The sequence below is a fragment of the Sphaerospermopsis torques-reginae ITEP-024 genome (assembly GCF_019598945.1).
Lineage (GTDB): Bacteria > Cyanobacteriota > Cyanobacteriia > Cyanobacteriales > Nostocaceae > Sphaerospermopsis.
Genome location: NZ_CP080598.1, coordinates 1,929,170 through 1,947,183, shown reverse-complemented (window position 1 = coordinate 1,947,183; position 18,014 = coordinate 1,929,170). Strand labels below are relative to the sequence as shown.

General features: G+C 39.1%; 17 protein-coding genes. 10 read left to right on the top strand and 7 right to left on the bottom strand.

The window, feature by feature from the left end; all coding sequences use genetic code 11:
- The first annotated feature begins 150 nt into the window (after window positions 1-150).
- From K2F26_RS09015 to K2F26_RS09005, 3 genes are all read left to right on the top strand, one after another.
- A complete protein-coding gene (locus tag K2F26_RS09015; protein ID WP_220611832.1) occupies window positions 151-1,266 on the top strand; it encodes a branched-chain amino acid ABC transporter permease in 1,116 nt (371 codons plus the stop codon).
- Between the two features lie 86 nt (window positions 1,267-1,352).
- A complete protein-coding gene (locus tag K2F26_RS09010) occupies window positions 1,353-1,958 on the top strand; it encodes a hypothetical protein (protein WP_194057891.1) in 606 nt (201 codons plus the stop codon).
- Window positions 1,959-1,981: 23 nt separating this feature from the next.
- Window positions 1,982-2,767: an ABC transporter ATP-binding protein gene (locus K2F26_RS09005; RefSeq protein WP_220611189.1), complete on the top strand. Its 786-nt coding sequence runs from the start codon at window positions 1,982-1,984 to the stop codon at window positions 2,765-2,767.
- A 202-nt stretch (window positions 2,768-2,969) separates the two neighbouring features.
- Here the strand turns inward: K2F26_RS09005 and K2F26_RS09000 are convergent, their stop codons facing one another.
- Together K2F26_RS09000 and K2F26_RS08995 are read right to left on the bottom strand one after the other, a co-directional pair.
- A complete protein-coding gene (locus tag K2F26_RS09000; RefSeq protein ID WP_220611188.1) occupies window positions 2,970-3,482 on the bottom strand; it encodes a hypothetical protein in 513 nt (170 codons plus the stop codon).
- Window positions 3,483-3,662: 180 nt separating this feature from the next.
- Complete coding sequence (locus K2F26_RS08995; RefSeq protein ID WP_220611187.1) at window positions 3,663-4,856, bottom strand: HhoA/HhoB/HtrA family serine endopeptidase; 1,194 nt, start codon at window positions 4,854-4,856, stop codon at window positions 3,663-3,665.
- Between the two features lie 259 nt (window positions 4,857-5,115).
- On the opposite strand from K2F26_RS08995, the gene K2F26_RS08990 reads away from it, so the two are divergent.
- Window positions 5,116-5,511, top strand: coding sequence for a metal-sensing transcriptional repressor (locus tag K2F26_RS08990; protein ID WP_220611186.1), 396 nt, complete (start codon window positions 5,116-5,118; stop codon window positions 5,509-5,511).
- Between the two features lie 303 nt (window positions 5,512-5,814).
- Here K2F26_RS08990 and K2F26_RS08985 read toward each other — a convergent pair whose 3' ends face one another.
- Window positions 5,815-6,837, bottom strand: coding sequence for a DMT family transporter (locus tag K2F26_RS08985; protein ID WP_220611185.1), 1,023 nt, complete (start codon window positions 6,835-6,837; stop codon window positions 5,815-5,817).
- Window positions 6,838-8,035: 1,198 nt separating this feature from the next.
- Between K2F26_RS08985 and K2F26_RS08980 the strand changes: the two genes are divergently transcribed.
- The 4 genes from K2F26_RS08980 to K2F26_RS08965 all read left to right on the top strand — a co-directional run bounded on the left by K2F26_RS08980 (window position 8,036) and on the right by K2F26_RS08965 (window position 11,688).
- Window positions 8,036-9,292, top strand: a complete 1,257-nt coding sequence (locus K2F26_RS08980; protein WP_220611184.1) for a vWA domain-containing protein — start codon at window positions 8,036-8,038, stop codon at window positions 9,290-9,292.
- Window positions 9,289-10,569, top strand: coding sequence for a vWA domain-containing protein (locus K2F26_RS08975; protein WP_220611183.1), 1,281 nt, complete (start codon window positions 9,289-9,291; stop codon window positions 10,567-10,569). The genes K2F26_RS08980 and K2F26_RS08975 overlap by 4 nt, the downstream gene beginning before the upstream one ends.
- A 92-nt stretch (window positions 10,570-10,661) precedes the next feature.
- Window positions 10,662-11,045 (top strand): SMU1112c/YaeR family gloxylase I-like metalloprotein, encoded by a 384-nt coding sequence (gloA2, locus tag K2F26_RS08970; protein ID WP_220611182.1) that lies wholly within the window; start codon window positions 10,662-10,664, stop codon window positions 11,043-11,045.
- Window positions 11,046-11,115: 70 nt separating this feature from the next.
- Entirely contained in the window at window positions 11,116-11,688 is a 573-nt protein-coding gene (locus tag K2F26_RS08965) for a gamma-glutamylcyclotransferase family protein (RefSeq protein ID WP_220611181.1), read from the top strand.
- Between the two features lie 76 nt (window positions 11,689-11,764).
- Here the strand turns inward: K2F26_RS08965 and recR are convergent, their stop codons facing one another.
- The 4 genes from recR to K2F26_RS25140 form a co-directional block, all read right to left on the bottom strand.
- Window positions 11,765-12,322, bottom strand: coding sequence for a recombination mediator RecR (recR, locus tag K2F26_RS08960; protein WP_228020333.1), 558 nt, complete (start codon window positions 12,320-12,322; stop codon window positions 11,765-11,767).
- Between the two features lie 1,559 nt (window positions 12,323-13,881).
- Window positions 13,882-14,964: a photosystem II q(b) protein gene (gene psbA / locus K2F26_RS08955; RefSeq protein WP_220610487.1), complete on the bottom strand. Its 1,083-nt coding sequence runs from the start codon at window positions 14,962-14,964 to the stop codon at window positions 13,882-13,884.
- A gap of 215 nt (window positions 14,965-15,179) precedes the next feature.
- Complete coding sequence (locus tag K2F26_RS08950; RefSeq protein WP_220611180.1) at window positions 15,180-15,530, bottom strand: histidine triad nucleotide-binding protein; 351 nt, start codon at window positions 15,528-15,530, stop codon at window positions 15,180-15,182.
- 328 nt (window positions 15,531-15,858) lie between these two features.
- Window positions 15,859-15,990: a hypothetical protein gene (locus tag K2F26_RS25140; RefSeq protein ID WP_302850047.1), complete on the bottom strand. Its 132-nt coding sequence runs from the start codon at window positions 15,988-15,990 to the stop codon at window positions 15,859-15,861.
- A gap of 6 nt (window positions 15,991-15,996) precedes the next feature.
- On the opposite strand from K2F26_RS25140, the gene K2F26_RS08940 reads away from it, so the two are divergent.
- Both K2F26_RS08940 and K2F26_RS08935 read left to right on the top strand, forming a co-directional pair.
- Window positions 15,997-16,284 carry a hypothetical protein gene (locus K2F26_RS08940; protein WP_246605563.1) on the top strand — a complete coding sequence of 96 codons (288 nt, stop codon included), beginning with the start codon at window positions 15,997-15,999 and terminating at the stop codon, window positions 16,282-16,284.
- 192 nt (window positions 16,285-16,476) lie between these two features.
- Complete coding sequence (locus tag K2F26_RS08935) at window positions 16,477-18,009, top strand: YifB family Mg chelatase-like AAA ATPase (RefSeq protein WP_220611179.1); 1,533 nt, start codon at window positions 16,477-16,479, stop codon at window positions 18,007-18,009.
- Window positions 18,010-18,014: the final 5 nt, after the last annotated feature.

Genomic DNA, 18,014 nt, shown 5'->3' with positions numbered 1-18,014 from the left:
GGAAGCAAGGGTAGCAGGGGAAGTTGATAACCTGGTGACTGATGACTGGTGACTGGGAGGATGAATAACCTAATTAATTACCCATTACCCATTACCTATTACCTATTACCCATTACCCATTACCCATTACTCATTACCCATTATCAAATTATGATTGAATATCTCATTTTTCTGGCTATTTCTACCGCTACTTTTGCTTTGTTCGCACTGGGACTGAATTTACAGTGGGGTTTTACAGGTTTGATTAATTTTGGTCATATTGCTTTTATGACCTTGGGTGCATATACTACAGTTCTATTAAGTTTAAAAGGTGTACCTATATTATTTTCAGCTATTGCTGGGGCAATTGTCGCTGCTTTGTTGGGTTTGGTGATTGGTTTTGCAACTTTACGCCTCCGGGAAGATTATCTAGGTATCGTTACCATTGGTACAGGAGAATTAATTCGTTTGGTGGTGAATAACCAAGATTTACCAGTAGGTGATGCTTGGGTATCTGGGGCGTTTGGTGTCCAAAGTTATGCGATTCCTCTATCAACTACACCCAATTTATTTTTACGATTTTTGATGATTGGTGTACTTACCTTGCTTGCAATTGTTACTTTATTTTCTTTGTGGCGTTGGGTGAAAACTGCTCAAAAATCTGCCGATGTTTCTACTAAAAAAGAATTTTCTTCCCGTTTAGTCGTAGGTATTATTTTAGGTTTATTGTCAGTAGCAATTTATGTTGCTGGTGTGGTAGGATTGTATAACTATAACCCCAAAGCGGGCTTAATGTTATTGGCTTTGTTAGTATTAGCTTTTGTTTTTTGGCGCTTAGAATTTTTAGTCAAATCTCCTTGGGGTCGAGTTCTCAAAGCTATCCGTGAAGATGAAGAAGTACCCAAAGCATTAGGTAAAAATGTCTTTTCTTATAAGTTACAATCTTTGATGTTAGGTGGTGCGATCGCTGGTATTGCTGGTGCTTTCTTCGCTTGGCAACTGAGCGCCATTTATCCTGATAATTTTCAACCACAACTCACTTTTGACGCTTGGATTATGGTAATTTTAGGCGGTTCTGGTAATAATATTGGTACAATTTTAGGGGCAGTAATTTATTTCGCTTACGATGCTCTCACACGGGAATTTTTACCAAAAATTGTTCCTTTAGATGTAGAACGTATCGGTGCTTTTAGAATTATGTTTATTGGTCTAATTCTTATGGTACTGATGATTTGGCGACCTCAAGGTATTCTAGGTAAAAAAGAGGAACTTACTCTTGGGAAATAGGTGATTGGTGATTGGTGATTGGTAATTGGTGATTGGTGACTGGGTTCCCTGTTACCTGTGATAGCAATTTTCAGGAGGTGATAGTCATGGCTTATAGTGATTTTAAACTACAGGAAGTTGTGAAGAAATTCAATTTAAAAATTAATGAGAAGGTAGATTTATTTGCTGATACACTGGAAAAAGAATGCAGTAATATTTTAAATACAATCCTCAAAACTAATGTTCCTTTAGCATTAGCAATCAACACAGAAAAAGCGAGATCAGAAATGATTATAGCCCCTGTGTTAATTGAAATTAAAAATCAATTGACCGAAGAAATTAGTTTATTTTCCGGTGTAGATTTTAATGTAGAACCAGAACAAGGGTTAAATGGAGTTTGTGACTTTATAATTAGCAAATCACCAGAACAACTCTTTATTACTTCTCCAGTTGTCACTATCGTAGAAGCGAAAAATGAAAACATTAAACTAGGTTTAGGACAATGTGTAGCAGAAATGATCGCTGCACAATTATTTAATCACAAGGAAGGTAATGATATAGATACAATTTACGGAGTTGTTACCACAGGTAATATGTGGAAATTTCTGAAATTACAAAATCAAGAAATTTACATTGATATCAGTGAATATTATATTAAAGATATCAAAACAATTTTAGGTATTTTGACCCAAATAATTCATAGCAGTCACTAACAAAAAATAACCAACAAATCATCATGGTAAATAATATTGAAACTCCCCAACTCCCCCTATTAGCTGCTACCGGACTTTGTAAAAATTTTGGTGGTATTCAAGCGGTTAAAGATGCTAACATCGAAGTTAATCAAGGTAGTATCACTGGTTTAATTGGTCCTAATGGTGCGGGTAAAACGACTTTATTTAATTTACTGTCCAATTTCATCCACCCAGATAAAGGAAGAGTGATTTTTGATGGTGAACAAATTCATAATTTACAACCATTTGAAATTGCTCAACAAGGTTTAATTCGTACCTTTCAAGTTCCCAAAACTTTATCACGTTTATCTGTGTTAGAAAATATGCTGTTAGCAGCACAAAAACAAACTGGTGAGAATTTTTGGCAAGTGCAATTTCAATCTCATATTGTTGCTAGAGAAGAAAAACAAAATAAAGAAAGGGCAATGTTTTTGTTAGAATCTGTAGGATTAGAAAAAAAAGCAACTGACTATGCTGGTGGTTTGTCAGGTGGACAGCGTAAACTATTAGAAATGGGACGCGCTTTGATGACAAATCCTAAGTTAATATTATTAGATGAACCTGCTGCGGGGGTGAATCCTAGATTAATAGATGATATTTGCGATCGCATCCTCAAATGGAACAGAGAAGACGGTTTAACTTTTTTAATTATTGAACATAATATGGATGTAATTATGTCTTTGTGTGACAGAGTTTGGGTTTTAGCAGAAGGACAAAATTTAGCTGTCGGTACTCCTACGGAAATTCAAAGAAATGCCAAAGTTTTAGAAGCGTATTTGGGACAATAAAATCATCAGCATTCAGCTATCAGTAATCAGCTTAAAGCTTTCAATAATTGACAATGAACAATGAACAATTGACAATTAAATCTCCCTTGAAGGGAGAGGATTGAAAAAGCGGATTTTTTATTTTTCCCCTTGAAAGGGGAGGTTTTAAACCTTGAATGAAACAATTGTCAATTTTCAATTGTCAATTATCAAATGCTGACATCTATTTTTCCCAAAAGCGAAAATTGAAACTTCCAGAAGCGCGACGATAACGACGAGTAGATATTCTTTTTCTGCTTCTGGTACTTTTCTCATTGGGTTCTGGGATTTCTGCTTCTGCTAAAATGTCATCTGATAATTGAGTTTGAGTTGCTTCCTTACTTCTCCACCAAGCAATAATCCAACCACCACCTAAAGCTGCTATTCCTCCAAATAAAATACTTATTGGTGCAGAATATCCGAGAAACACAAAGCTGAACATGAAAAATAACCAGTATTTCAGTGCTGCATCAATGCCATCATTAGAAGCTACATCTGGTATTTGGGGGTTATTTTCGTTGACGTTTGTAAACCACCCTAAAGCAACACCACCCATAATCCCCACAAATAAACTGAGAATTAATGAAGCTCCTGCAAAATTGGAAATAATAGCTAACAGAAACCCAAATACAAGTTGAGAAAAAAAGTTGGGTGAAGAAGATAATATTTCACTGAGGATATTTTTATTAGATGCCATATTTTCAGAAATTCAAAATTAGGTAATTGGTAATTGGTAATTGGTAATTGGTAATTGGTAATTGGTAATAAAGAATAATCTTAGTTATCCTTGTAAATATAATAACCGTAAATTTAGAAACTTAACATGAAAAAATGAGGATATGCCTCAACATATCCCCATTTTCTTGGAATTTGGATATTAAGAAATGTCTTGTAACTCAGCAGTACGCACAGAAAGCACCTGAATTTGATTTCCTCTTTGTACTTTCACCTGCAACGCTTCACCTAAACGACTATCTTCTACAACTCTTTGCAATTGATCAGCAGTGGTAATTGGTTGAATGTCAATTTGTAAAATCACATCACCGCGTCTAATACCCGCAGCAGCAGCAGGAGAGTTAGGTACAACTCGGATCACTAACACACCATTCACTTCTGGTATTTGAATTGCAGAGTTAGGATCAGAATTGTTTTGTCTCGCTAACCGGGGTGTTAATGTCACCATCTGTACCCCTAAATAGGGGTGAGCAACTTTACCGTTTTTTTGCAATTGTGCAGCGATCGCCTTAGCTTTATCAATCGGAATGGCAAACCCTATCCCCATCGCATCTGCACGAATAGCGGTATTAATGCCAATTACTTCACCTTCTGCATTTAACAACGGACCACCAGAGTTACCAGGATTAATTGCAGCATCAGTTTGAATGAAATCTAAACGTTTATCACTAATTCCCACCTGGGCGCTAGAACGTTTTAAAGTGCTGACAATACCCAAAGTTACAGTATTATCAAATCCTAACGGATTACCCACAGCGATCGCCCAATCTCCCACCTGTACACTGCTAGAAGATCCCAAAGGTGCGATCGGTAAATCACTACCAGCATTAATCTTGACTACTGCCAAATCCGTAACTTCATCAATGCCTTTTACCTTACCTTCATAAGTACGGCCATCTTTCAAGCGTACAGTTACTTTATCAGCTTGATCCACAACATGAGCATTAGTCAAAATTATGCCACTTTTATCCAAAATAAAACCAGAACCTAAACCCCTTAACTGTTCAGTCGGTGACATTTGGGGGAAAGCATCACCAAAAAACCGCCGTAAAAAAGGATCTTCCAAAATGGGATCAACAGGACGAGTAATAGTTTTCTCAGTATCAATCCTTACCACAGCAGAACCCACACGATTTACCGCCGCAGTGACAAAGCTACTTTTACCAATAGCACCAACAGCAACAGATGGTTTTTGGGCAACCACTTGATCCGGTGCTTTTTCTGCGTGGGAAGGTAAAACTGACACACAAGAAACCGTTAACACCACTCCTAGAAAAATCGCTAAAACATGGGTACTGAGTTTGCGTATAAACTGAGGTAGTTGAAAAATTTGCATAATCACAACCTAATCTAGAAGCCTAGTTTTTGCTATCTATTTACAAATCTAGCTACAATTATTTTTATAGCTGGTTTATAAATCTGTGTTCATTGAAGTTTTTACCCAACTTGTGATCTAACAACTTCTGTCATCAAGTTAATAGAACATACACCAACCAAGCTATTATGGAAATTTGCCCCTTACCCAGTACGGTTTTTCCGCCAATTTCAAATCTTTCTAGGCTAGGATCTGATTAATACCAAACCCCACAGGACTCATGACAGCATCAAACGGATTAGCTGAAGCATCCTTGCCTTCATCACAGCCAGCAGAACACACACACCATCATCATCACGAGCATACAAATCATACTTCAGAAACAGTCAACTCGGCTCATCCTCATGTTCACAGTGAAGAATCTTTACGGCGAATTGTTAACCGACTATCACGAATAGAAGGACACATTCGCGGTATTAAAACAATGGTGCAGCAAAACAGCCCTTGTCCTGATGTATTATTACAAATTGCGGCTGTTAGAGGTGCATTAGACAAAGTAGCACGGATTGTTTTAGATGAGCATTTAACCGAGTGCATTGCTAGAGCTTCAGAAAATGGTAATATTGATGTAGAAATTGAACAACTCAAAGCAGCTTTAGATCGGTTTTTGCCATAGAGTTGATTATCTATGGTTTGGTAATTGATAATTGATAATTAATAATAGGACTTACGCACTGTACAAATTTACCATGATGTGCATGAACGAAAATCCGTCGTTTCAGGCTTTTGGCGATTAACTTCCGATCAATAGCGAACTGATTGCAGCAGCGCTTCGCTATCGCTCAAAAATCATCAAAAAATCACGTTAAAATGCCTGAAACCCATACCTCATATTTGGTTGATCCTAGCGTAAGTCCTAGATAATTGCTTTTTTTCCCTCATTTTCCTGATCTCCCACGGAGTATATTAGGGTAATTTTTTAAAGCTTCTTAGTTACAGATGCTTCTAAAACTGGTTGTTGTTGATTAGTGTTTTCATTGATGGTAGCTTTTTGATTTTGTCTACCTAAATTGTCTCTTTGGTTGATTAAATAAATACTGATTAAAGTCAGCATCACTCCTAGCCATTGAATGGGGGTGAGAACTTCTGCAAGAAAAAGATGACCAAATACTAAAGCAAAAACTGGGGTGAGAAAAGTAAGAGAACTTAAACTGGTGAGATTTCCACTGGAAGCAAAATAAAAGAATAAACCATAGGCGATCGCACTACCAAAGATAGTTGCATAACCCAAATTGAGCCAATCGGATAATACCAGATTTTGCCACTGTTGGTTTTCTACAACCGCAGATATTCCCCACAAAGGCAACCCCCCCAAAATTATATGCCATCCTGTAGCTATTACCGGATCAGCATATCTACAGACAAAGCGAATTAATACCGTACCTACAGCCATTGATAAAGCCGCTAGTAACATCAACCATTCACCACTGTTAAATAATTGCTGCCAATTATCGGTAGTAATTTTTACCCCTGAGTCGAGAAGGTGAAAAATCCATTCTTCTGGTAGGCCAATTAAACTAATACCAGTAACTCCCAATCCTAACCCTAACCATCCCCAAAGGCCAATATGTTCTTGAAATAACCACAGAGACAATAAAGCTACTGCTAAAGGTTGGGAGTCAATCATGACAGAACCTAAACCCGCACTAGTTCTGACTAACCCTTCTGCTAAAAAACCTTGAAACAGGGTAGCGTCAACGAAAGCAAAGATGATGATCCATAACCATGCTAACCATCCTTTGGGTTGGGGTCTACCCATGAAAGCAGCAGCGATGAGAATTAATACCCCCGCAGGTAGTAAACGTACTCCTGCCATAAATAATGGTGTGGTATGAGGTATTACCCCTTTCATTGCTACCATTGCTGTACCCCAGAGGAAAAAGGGAGCAATTAATAATAGGGAAGCTAAGGTAGATTTTACTCCTCTCAGTTGCAGTTGCATCAGTGATCTTGGATTTTTGCTAAATTAAGTGTAAATATTACTTTACCTAATTTTACGGCAGTGTCTGGGAATGGTGTTTGGATGATTATGTTGATAACTATAATAATGCCCCTACAGATGGTAGTGCTGTGACAATTTAAAGTAGTGAAAATATCTTGCGTGGCGGTTCTTAGTCTAAACTTGCCGCTTACTGTCGTTATGCGCTTCGCCTTAGTTATTCGCGTGGCAACCGGATCGACGGCTGTGGTTTTCAGGTCGTGTTCTGATCCAGGACTCATTAACCTAAGGCAATCAAATTTTTTTGTCAGAATCAGGATATCCAGGATTTAAGGATGTACAGGATAGTATTTTTTGTTTGGTGTTACAGAATGAAGAGATGATTGTGATTTTAAGATATCACAGACGTAGTAGAGATATCAAGAGATGACAGAATCAGGATTTTCAGGCTTAGAACGCAGATAGACGCAGATAGACGCAGATGGTGAGAATCTGGACAACTAACATTTATGGATGTAAAGGATGCAAATAGAAAATCTCTCTGAAACCTCTTACCTTCGTGTCCTTCGTGCCTTCGTGGTTCATTCCTTCATATCTTGTAAATAACCAACCATCATCAAATAACATCCTGTAAATCCTATAATCCTGGTTATCCTGATTCAGACAAAAAAGCCTTCAAGAATAACCAACCATCATTAAATAATATACTGTAAATCCTTAACTCCTCTAAATCGTGATTCAGATAATCTGCGTTTATCCGCGTTTATCTGCGTTCTTATCCTGAAAATCCTCAAATCTTGGATATCTTGATTCAGATAATAGCAATCCCTTGGATTATTCTAAAACCTATCATAACACAACCCTGTCAGAAGTCAAGACCCTTGAAAATACGTTGAGTCATTCGCAAGTATTCTCAATAATTTTGGGAGTTAAAAAGGGTGTGAAAACTTTTTTGGGATTTTTGGGGGAAAATTACAATAAGATTTGTAAAGAGTAAGGTTAGAGGTAGAACCTCTAGGATGACATTCCCAGACTGGAGACTGGGAACGAGGTAAAATAGGGTTTTACTCCTGAATCCTGACTCCTGAATCCTGAATCCTGACTTCTGACTCCTGCTATAAAAGTGTTTTCCGTACTCTGTTAACTAGGGATTGAAGTTATTTATAAATAAATATAGATAATTTCGTTAGGAAAATGACTTATGAAGGTTAACTTGCAACCTCATCTCAATGATGCTTGTGTAGACGCGAATCAAACCAGTAGTCAACGTCAGTTAGCGGTTTCGATTTCGGCGATTGGGGAAACTTTAGATCGCAGTGTGCCATTAAATCTATGTTTAATTTTAGATCATAGTGGTTCGATGCGGGGGCGATCGCTGGATAATGTGAAAAAGGCGGCTTGTTTGTTGGTTGACCGTCTTAGTTCCCAGGATAGACTGAGTATCGTGGTTTTTGACCATCGTGCCAAGGTTTTAGTGCCTAATCAGGTGATTGAGGAGCGAGATTACATCAAACAGCAAATTAATCGTCTTTCCGCTGATGGGGGTACTGCTATTGATGAAGGGTTACGTTTGGGAATAGAAGAGTTAGCCAAGGGTAAAAAAGATACTATTTCCCAAGCGTTTTTACTGACAGATGGGGAAAATGAACATGGTGATAATAATCGCTGTTTGAAATTTGCTCAATTAGCGTCTGACTATAATTTAACCTTAAATACGTTAGGGTTTGGAGACAATTGGAATCAGGATATTTTAGAGAAAATTGCGGATGCAGCGTTAGGAAGTTTATCACATATTGAACGCCCTGAACAAGCGGTGGATAAGTTTAATAGTTTGTTTACTCGGATGCAAACAGTAGGTTTAACAAATGCTTACCTGTTATTTTCCCTGATGCCAAATGTGAGATTAGCAGAATTAAAACCCATAGCCCAAGTTGCCCCAGAGACAATTGAATTACCTGTACAAACAGAACCAGATGGACGGTTTACAGTGAGATTAGGGGATTTAATGAAAGATGTGGAACGGGTGATTTTGGCTAATATTTATTTGGGACAGTTGCCAGAAGGTAGACAGGCGATCGCTAATGTGCAAGTACGCTACGATGATCCCGCACTGGATCAAGCTGGTTTATTTTCCCTCAATATGCCAGTTTATGTGAATGTAGATCCCATTTACCAACCGAGTACCAATCCCCAGGTGCAGCAGTCAATCTTAGCTTTAGCCAAGTATCGCCAAACCCAGTTAGCGGAAGCAAAATTACAGCAGGGCGATCGCGCTGGGGCGGCCACCATGCTCCAAACCGCCGCCAAAACAGCTTTACAAATGGGTGACGCTAGTGCAGCGACGGTGCTGCAAACTTCAGCTACTCGTTTACAAGCAGGTGAAGATTTATCAGAGAGCGATCGCAAGAAAACCAGAATTGTCTCAAAAACTGTGTTGCAGGATGCTCCTCCTACATGAAAGTTAAATTATTATCGGCACTAAATGATACTAACGTTGACGCAACCCAAACTACTAACCAGCGTCAACTAGAAATTTCCATTTCGGCTATTGCCGATGAGCTTGATTCTAGTATACCCTTGAATTTATGCCTGATTCTCGATAAAAGCGGTTCTATGCACGGCGAAGCTATGAACACAGTGATTCAGGCAGTGGAACAATTATTAGATCAACTCAAACCCGGAGACCGGATCTCAATTGTGGCTTTTGCGGGTACTGCTGAGGTCATTATCCCTAACCAAATCGTTCAAGACCCCAAAACCATCAAAACCCAGTTACACAAAAGTCTGAAAGCTGGAGGCGGTACTATTATTGGTGAAGGTTTATCTTTGGGAATTACAGAATTGCTCAAAGGAACAAAAGGTGCTGTTTCCCAAGCTTTTCTACTCACAGATGGTCATGGTGATAACGGGTTAAAAATCTGGAAATGGCAAATAGGACCCCATGACAACAAGCGTTGTTTGCAACTAGCACAAAAAGCCACCAGATTAAATATCACCATTAACACTTTTGGTTTTGGTGATAACTGGAATCAGGACTTACTAGAAAAAATCGCCGATGCTGGTGGTGGTACTCTCACTTATATTGAGACTCCTAACCAAGCTGTGGAACAGTTTAACCGCTTGTTTAAACGCATTCAATCTGTGGGCTTAACCAATGCCCATTTATTGCTGTCTCTCGTTCCTGGTGTGCGGTTAGCAGAACTCAAACCAATCGCCCAAGTGTCCCCAGAAACCATTGAGTTACCAGTGGAAACCGAAGCTAATGGTAGCTTTGTGATTCGTTTGGGTGATTTAATGAAAGATGTAGAAAGGGTAGTTTTGGCGAATCTTTATTTGGGACAATTGCCAGAAGGTGAACAAGTCATTGGACATATTCAGATTCGCTACGATGATCCAGCACAGAAAAAAGAGAGTTTACTTTCTCCCCTGATGCCGATATATGCTAATATTACTCAGACTTACCAACCAGCATTAAATACCCAGGTGTTACAGTCAATTTTGGTATTAGCTAAATATCGCCAAACTCAGATTGCAGAGGCAAAATTAGAACAAGGCGATCGCACTGGTGCTGTAACTATGTTGCAAACAGCAGCGAAAACAGCTTTACAAATTGGCGATACTAATGCTGCAACTGTACTGCAAACTTCTGCTACTCGTCTGCAAGCCGGTAAAGAACTTTCGGAAGCAGACCGCAAGAAAACCAGGATTGTCTCAAAGACTATTTTAAGCGAATAAATAGTTAGGGTGTGGGGTGATGGGGAGAAGAACTTTCTACCTGTCACCTGTCACCTGTCACCTGTCACCTGTCACCTGTCACCTAACATAATATGAAAATTTCCGGTGTTCATCATATCGCTATCATCTGTTCAGATTACCAAAAATCAAAATATTTTTATGTTGACATTCTTGGTTTTCCGATTATTCATGAAACCTTCCGCCAAGAGAGAAATTCCTATAAATTAGATTTAAAAGTAGGAAATACCCAAATTGAATTATTCTCCTTTCCCAACCCTCCCCAAAGAGTGAGTAACCCAGAAGCTTGTGGTTTAAGACATCTTGCTTTTGCAGTTGAGGATATTCAGGAAAGTGTGAATTATTTAAAATCTCATAATATAGATGTGGAAAATATCAGAGTTGATGAAATTACAGGCAAGAAATTTACCTTTTTTAAAGACCCGGATAATTTACCATTAGAGATTTATGAACTGTAAATATATTGAATATGATAATTTATGATCATTAACGTAATACCATTTTTATATTATCATATAAAGAAGCAATATGAGTAATCATAGTGGACACATAAACCACAGTTGGGTACAACCTCAAAATCCTGCAAAGGTAGAGACAGAACCGACATTTTATTATTTTGCCTATGGTTCTTGTATGTGTCCAGTGGATTTAAAGCGATCGCTGGGTGAAAATACATACCCTTATGTCATCGGACCTGCTATATTAAAAGAATATAAACTCAGATTTTATGGTTATTCCCCTCTTCGTAAATGTGGGGTTTTAGATGTGGTAAATGATTCTACATCCTTAGTCACAGGTGTACTTTATCAGCTACCTTGGAGACTAAGCGAACATCTCGATCAACGTGAAGGTGTTTCCCAACAATTCTATCGTCATGAAATAGTAGACATTCACCACAAAGATCAAATATACAATAATGTTCGTACTTATGTAGTAGTGAACAAATTAAATGAAGAAGTTGCACCTAATGATTGGTATTTTAACGTTGTACTAAGGGGTGCAATCACCTGTGGACTACCTGAAGAATATTGTTGGCATTTATTTAATAAAATGCACCAATTACAACAGCAACATAAGCATTCAGCTATCAGTAATCAGTAATCAGCTATGACTAGGATAGAGCAATTTACATTCTACCATTGATGCTTTTTGGATTCTAGTGGATAGAAACCAACATCTAATCTAATTCCCTTCTTCCTTCCAAAGCCCTAGCCAGTGTAATTTCATCAGCATACTCTAAATCACCACCCACAGGTAAACCAAAAGCAATGCGCGTTACTTTGGTAAATGGTTTGAGTAGCTGTCCTATATATAATGTAGTAGTTTCCCCTTCCACACTAGGACTAATAGCCATAATTACTTCCTGGGGTTTTTGTTGACTGACTCTCCTTACCAAAGCTTGAACCGTCAACTGTTCTGGTCCAATACCATCCATCGGTGAAATTACCCCACCCAAAACATGATACTTCCCTTTATACTCGCGGGTTTTTTCCAAAGCTATCACATCACGGGAATCTGCAACCACACAAATAGTTTGATTATCCCGGTTCGGGTTGCGACAGATATCACATACAGGTTCAGCAGAAAGGTGAAAACAAACCTGACACAAACCTACCTGTTTTTTAGCATCAATCAATGCCTGTGCTAAAGCTTCCACTTCAGATTCTGGACGCTTCAAAATATGCAACGCTAGACGCTGGGCAGATTTTGGACCCACACCAGGAAGGCGTTGCAGTTGTTCAATTAACCGGGCTAAAGGACGTGCGTAAACCGTAGTTTTATCTCCAGTATTTTCTCAACTTTACTATGATGACATTTTTGGTGAGTTTTGGAGAAACTGTCTGAATCAGGATGTCTGGTTACTGAGCGACTTGTACTGAGCTTGTCGAAGTAAGTCGAAGTACAGAATTAAAGGATAAACAGGATGAAAAAAGCGATTTTAGGGACTTAGGACTTACGCACTGTACAAATTAACCATGATATGTATTAACCATAATAGTGTGTTCCAGGCTTTAATCAATGATGATATTGCTCGTAAAAAGAACAATATTGTAGGGGTTTAGCAATGCTCATAAGTGTCAACTTAACGTAAAACCCATAACCCGACTGGGAATGAATTCCCAGTCTAATAGCAAAAGTCATCTAAAGATGACTAAAAATACCCATAAATCTATAGTTTACTTTAGTAAACTTTGGCTATTAGCCATGAAATTCATTTCATGGCGGGTGTGGAAGCTAACAGATAAGGCATTTTTTGGTTAAGTTGACACCATTAAGCAATGCTAAACCCCTACGATAAATATGGGTTTTAGGACTATACACATTTAAAGTTTATTGTCAATGCGTAACTACTAGGACTTCCAAGAAATAAATGATCCAATATTGTGGGATGGGCTTCTAGCCCGTCCGGGTTTAAGGGCAGGCAAGACTTGTACTGAGCGTGTCGAAGTATGCCTACCCCACAAGAACTGATTGTATATTTTTTTATCTGGAAGTCCCTGATCAGCAATTAGAGTATAGCAAAATATGTTCTTTCCATCCCCTTGCGGGGAAGTGAGTTTGGAAAGTCGATTTGAGGAAGCGGCTCCGTATCTGGATCGAGCCTAGTTTCCATCCCCTTGCGGGGAAATGAGTTTGGAAAGATAGGGGAATCCCTTGCCAGCGCGATCAGAACGGTAATTGTTTCCATCCCCTTGCGGGGAAGTGAGTTTGGAAAGGACATTAACAGCTTGTACGAAGGCATTTTGCAGATGGTTTCCATCCCCTTGCGGGGAAATGAGTTTGGAAAGCAATTGCTGGTGGGGCGGCGTGGTTTATGCCTCCGCTGTTTCCATCCCCTTGCGGGGAAATGAGTTTGGAAAGGCTTCCTTGTTCTGTGAACATAGAAAGTTGTTTTAGTTTCCATCCCCTTGCGGGGAAATGAGTTTGTAAAGAGTTCACTTCTGGAAACCTTACAGAGCAAGGGTTTCAGATACCCTAATCTACACACCTCTTGAAAATGGAAAAAAAAGCTCAAGAAATTGTCAAAATTGCAGCCTGAAATCCTTATGGTGCAAGCCATCCACACACCTGAACGAAGTTATGCGGTTTTCAAGGTTCGGGCGAGGTGTGTCGATAAATGTGAACACATTACATCAATATAGATGATTTCACTGAAATTGTCAAGCCGTTCAATAATAGACAATTAACAATTGACAATTCATTTGGAATGCTCCCAGAAATATGCACAAAAATACCCCCCATTATTGGAGGGTATTTTCTTATTTAACTAAGCTTATTAAACCCAGTTTCAGATTAACCGTTGATTGCAGGAGCAGTCAAAGCAACAGGAGCAACTTCACCAGCAGCTAAGTCTAAGGGGAAGTTGTGAGCGTTACGCTCGTGCATTACTTCCATACCTAAGTTAGCGCGGTTGATTACATCTGCCCAAGTACCGATTACACGACCTTGAGAGTCAATGATGGATTGGTTGAAGTTGAAACCGTTCAAGTTGAACGCCATTGTGCTTACACCCAACGCTGTGAACCAGATACCAACTACTGGCCAAGCAGCCAAGAAGAAGTGTAAGGAACGGCTGTTGTTGAATGAAGCGTATTGGAAAATCAAGCGACCGAAGTAACCGTGTGCTGCAACGATGTTGTAGGTTTCTTCTTCTTGACCGAATTTGTAACCGTAGTTTTGAGATTCGGTTTCGGTTGTTTCACGAACCAAGGAAGATGTTACCAAAGAACCGTGCATTGCTGAAAACAGTGAGCCACCGAATACACCAGCCACACCTAACATATGAAAGGGGTGCATCAAGATGTTGTGTTCTGCTTGGAACACGATCATGAAGTTGAATGTACCGGAGATACCCAAAGGCATACCATCGGAGAATGAACCTTGACCGATGGGGTAGATCAAGAATACTGCGGTTGCTGCTGCCAAAGGTGCAGAGAAAGCTACACAGATCCAAGGACGCATACCCAAGCGGTAAGAAAGTTCCCATTCACGACCTAAGTAGCAAGCTACACCGATCAAGAAGTGGAAAATTACCAACTGGTAAGGACCACCGTTATACAACCACTCATCTAAGGAAGCTGCTTCCCAAATGGGGTAGAAGTGTAAACCGATCGCGTTAGAGGAAGGAACAACTGCACCAGAGATGATGTTGTTTCCGTAGATTAAAGAACCTGCAACGGGTTCACGGATACCGTCGATGTCAACGGGAGGAGCAGCGATAAATGCGATGATGAAGCAAGTGGTTGCTGCTAACAGGGTGGGGATCATTAATACACCGAACCAGCCGATGTAAAGGCGGTTGTTGGTGCTGGTGATAAATTCACAAAAACGATCCCATACGTTGGCGCTTTGGCGCTGTTGAATGGTTGTGGTCATTGCTTTTATGATTGCTTTGTTTATAATATCGGCGAGTTGTTTTTTTCACCTATGCCCAAATCATAAACTGTGTATTTAGTTTTGTAAAGAGAATTAAAATTAGTGTTGTTTATAACTTATATAGATTTTTATAATGTAGTGGCGTTGACAGAAATGATCATGGGACGGGCAAGATGCCCATCCCACAAGATTTGTAGATGATTGATAGGTAAAGATCAACCAGGAGGCCATGCCATAGGACGACCGCCTAAGATGTGTATGTGTAGGTGATATACGGTTTGACCGCCATCGTTACCAGTATTCATGACTACGCGATAACCGTTTTCTAGTCCTGCTTTTGCTGCAACTGTTTGGACTGTTAATAATAAATGTCCTAATAATGCTTGATCTTCTGGTTGGGCGGTAGCTATGTTAACTATGGGTTTTTTGGGAATGACAAGGATGTGAACTGGTGCTTGAGGGTTAACATCTGTAAAGGCTAAAGCCAAATCATCCTCATAAACGATGTTTGCGGGGATTTCCCGACGGATGATTTTACCGAAAATGGTATCTTTGGTTTCACTCATCTGGTTTTACCTAGTATATCTGTTAGAGATTTTAGGGGATTTTGTCCTTGTCCCAGGGTAATTTCCCCAGTAGTATTACTCGGTAACGTAATAGCGATTGGTATTGTTGCCGTTGTCGGAGTAGACGGATTAGTTACGTTCTCAACTGGTATTGGCACAGGAGCAGCAGGTGGGGTAATCGTGATACTAACCCAAGTTGCTAGTTAGGAATAGGAGTCAGGAGTCAGGAGTCAGAAGTCAGGAAAAAGAATGAATTATGATGATGTTCCCTGCTTTTTTGCTATCTACTTATCCTTGTTATTTCGATTTGAGAGCCTTTCTTGCATAACTAGCAACTTACGTTACTAGGAACTACTGAAGCAGAAACATTCAAGTTAGCATTTGCGCTACCTGCTATTGCGGGAGTAGGGGAACTGGCTACAAGTAGTAAAAAAGTCAACAGAGAAGGGCATAATTTCATGGTTTTATGTCTGTAAATAACGGGTCGTTGTTGCTGCTGGTTTCTGTTTGCAGTGTTGTAGTCTGTTCTGAGGTTGCTGCACAAGAACAAAATGCCATTTTGGAACTTACAGTTAACCAGGATATTCTTGTTAGTCTTCCTGATTTAGAAAAAGCCGGGTTAGAAAGTTTCGCTGGTAGTCGAGAAACTATTAATAATGAAACTTACAGCACTTTCCGTTGTAATGAGGTACACTTTGGGCGGGCAAGATGCCCACCCCACAAGAGTTTCATGATGATAATTTGTACCTCATAATAACGAAATCTGCTGTATGTTTCTCTGGTTTCCTTAGCTCCCCAAGTCAGCTATATTTTTGATGCAATTCAAACAACCTCTTAGAGGGTGTTTTAAAGGTTTTTAATAACATTTGTATTCAGTGATTTCACTCGTTGTTAATTTACCTGAAAATCTGCTTTGATATAATTAGAGTTTATTCATATATGAACAATGCTGGCTAGAGTCTGGAGTGCATCTATTGTTGGTATTGACGCGGTGAAGGTGGGTGTGGAAGTTGATGTTTCTGGTGGTTTACCAGGAATTATAATTTTAGGTTTACCAGATTCCGCGATTCAAGAATCTAAAGAACGGGTAAAAGCAACATTGAAAAATGCGGGTTTTGCGTTTCCCCTGCGAAAGATTGTAATTAACCTGACTCCCGCAGATTTAAGGAAAGAAGGACCTGCTTTTGATTTACCAATTAGTGTGGGAATTTTAGCAGCTTCTGAACAAGTAAAACCTGATTTATTAGGGGATTTTTTATTTTTAGGTGAAGTTTCTTTAGATGGTAGTTTGCGTCCGGTTTCTGGTGTTTTACCTATTGCTGCAACTGCTGAAAAAATGGGAATTTCTGGTTTAGTTGTTCCTATGGAAAATACTCAAGAAGCTGCGGTAGTGGAAGGTTTAAATGTTTATGGATGTAGTAATATTTCTGATGTAGTGAATTTACTAAATAATCCGGGGAAATTCAAACCTGTTAAATTAAATGAAAACCCAGAAACTTTAATTGCCACATCTTCAATTTTAGCAGATTTACAAGATGTCAAAGGACAAGCTCATGCACGTCGAGCTTTAGAAATTGCTGCTGCTGGAGGACATAATTTAATATTTGTTGGACCTCCGGGAAGTGGGAAAACAATGTTAGCAAGACGTTTACCAGGAATTCTACCACCTTTGGAATTTTCGGAATCTTTAGAAGTTACTCGGATTCATTCTGTAGCTGGTTTATTAAAAAATCGTGGTTCATTAGTACGAGAAAGACCTTTTCGTAGTCCTCATCATTCTGCATCGGGTCCGTCCTTAGTTGGTGGTGGTAGTTTTCCCCGTCCTGGTGAAATTTCTTTATCTCATCGGGGGATACTTTTTTTAGATGAATTAACAGAATTTAAAAGAGATGTTTTAGAATTTTTAAGACAACCTTTAGAAGATGGTTATGTGACTATTTCTCGGACTCGTCAATCTGTCGTTTTTCCGGCACAATTTACATTAGTTGCTAGTACAAATCCCTGTCCTTGTGGTTTTTATGGTGATACAATTCAACCTTGTACTTGTTCACCTAGACAAAGAGAACAATATTGGGCAAAATTATCAGGACCATTGATGGATAGAATTGATTTACAAGTAGCAGTAAATCGGTTAAAACCAGAAGAAATTACCCAAGGATCGACGGGAGAATCATCAAAATCTGTGCGGGAAAGAGTGCAAAAAGCACGGGATATTGCGACAAATCGTTTTCAATCAGAAACTAACGTTAAATGTAATGCACAAATGCAAAGTCGTCATTTACAAACTTGGTGTAAATTAGATGATGCTAGTCGAAATTTATTAGAAGCAGCAATTAGAAAATTAGGGTTATCTGCAAGAGCGAGCGATCGCATCCTCAAAGTAGCACGCACCATTGCAGATTTAGCAGGAGATGAAAATTTAAAACCTCACCATGTAGCAGAAGCAATTCAATATCGGACAATTGATAGAATGCAATGATTGGT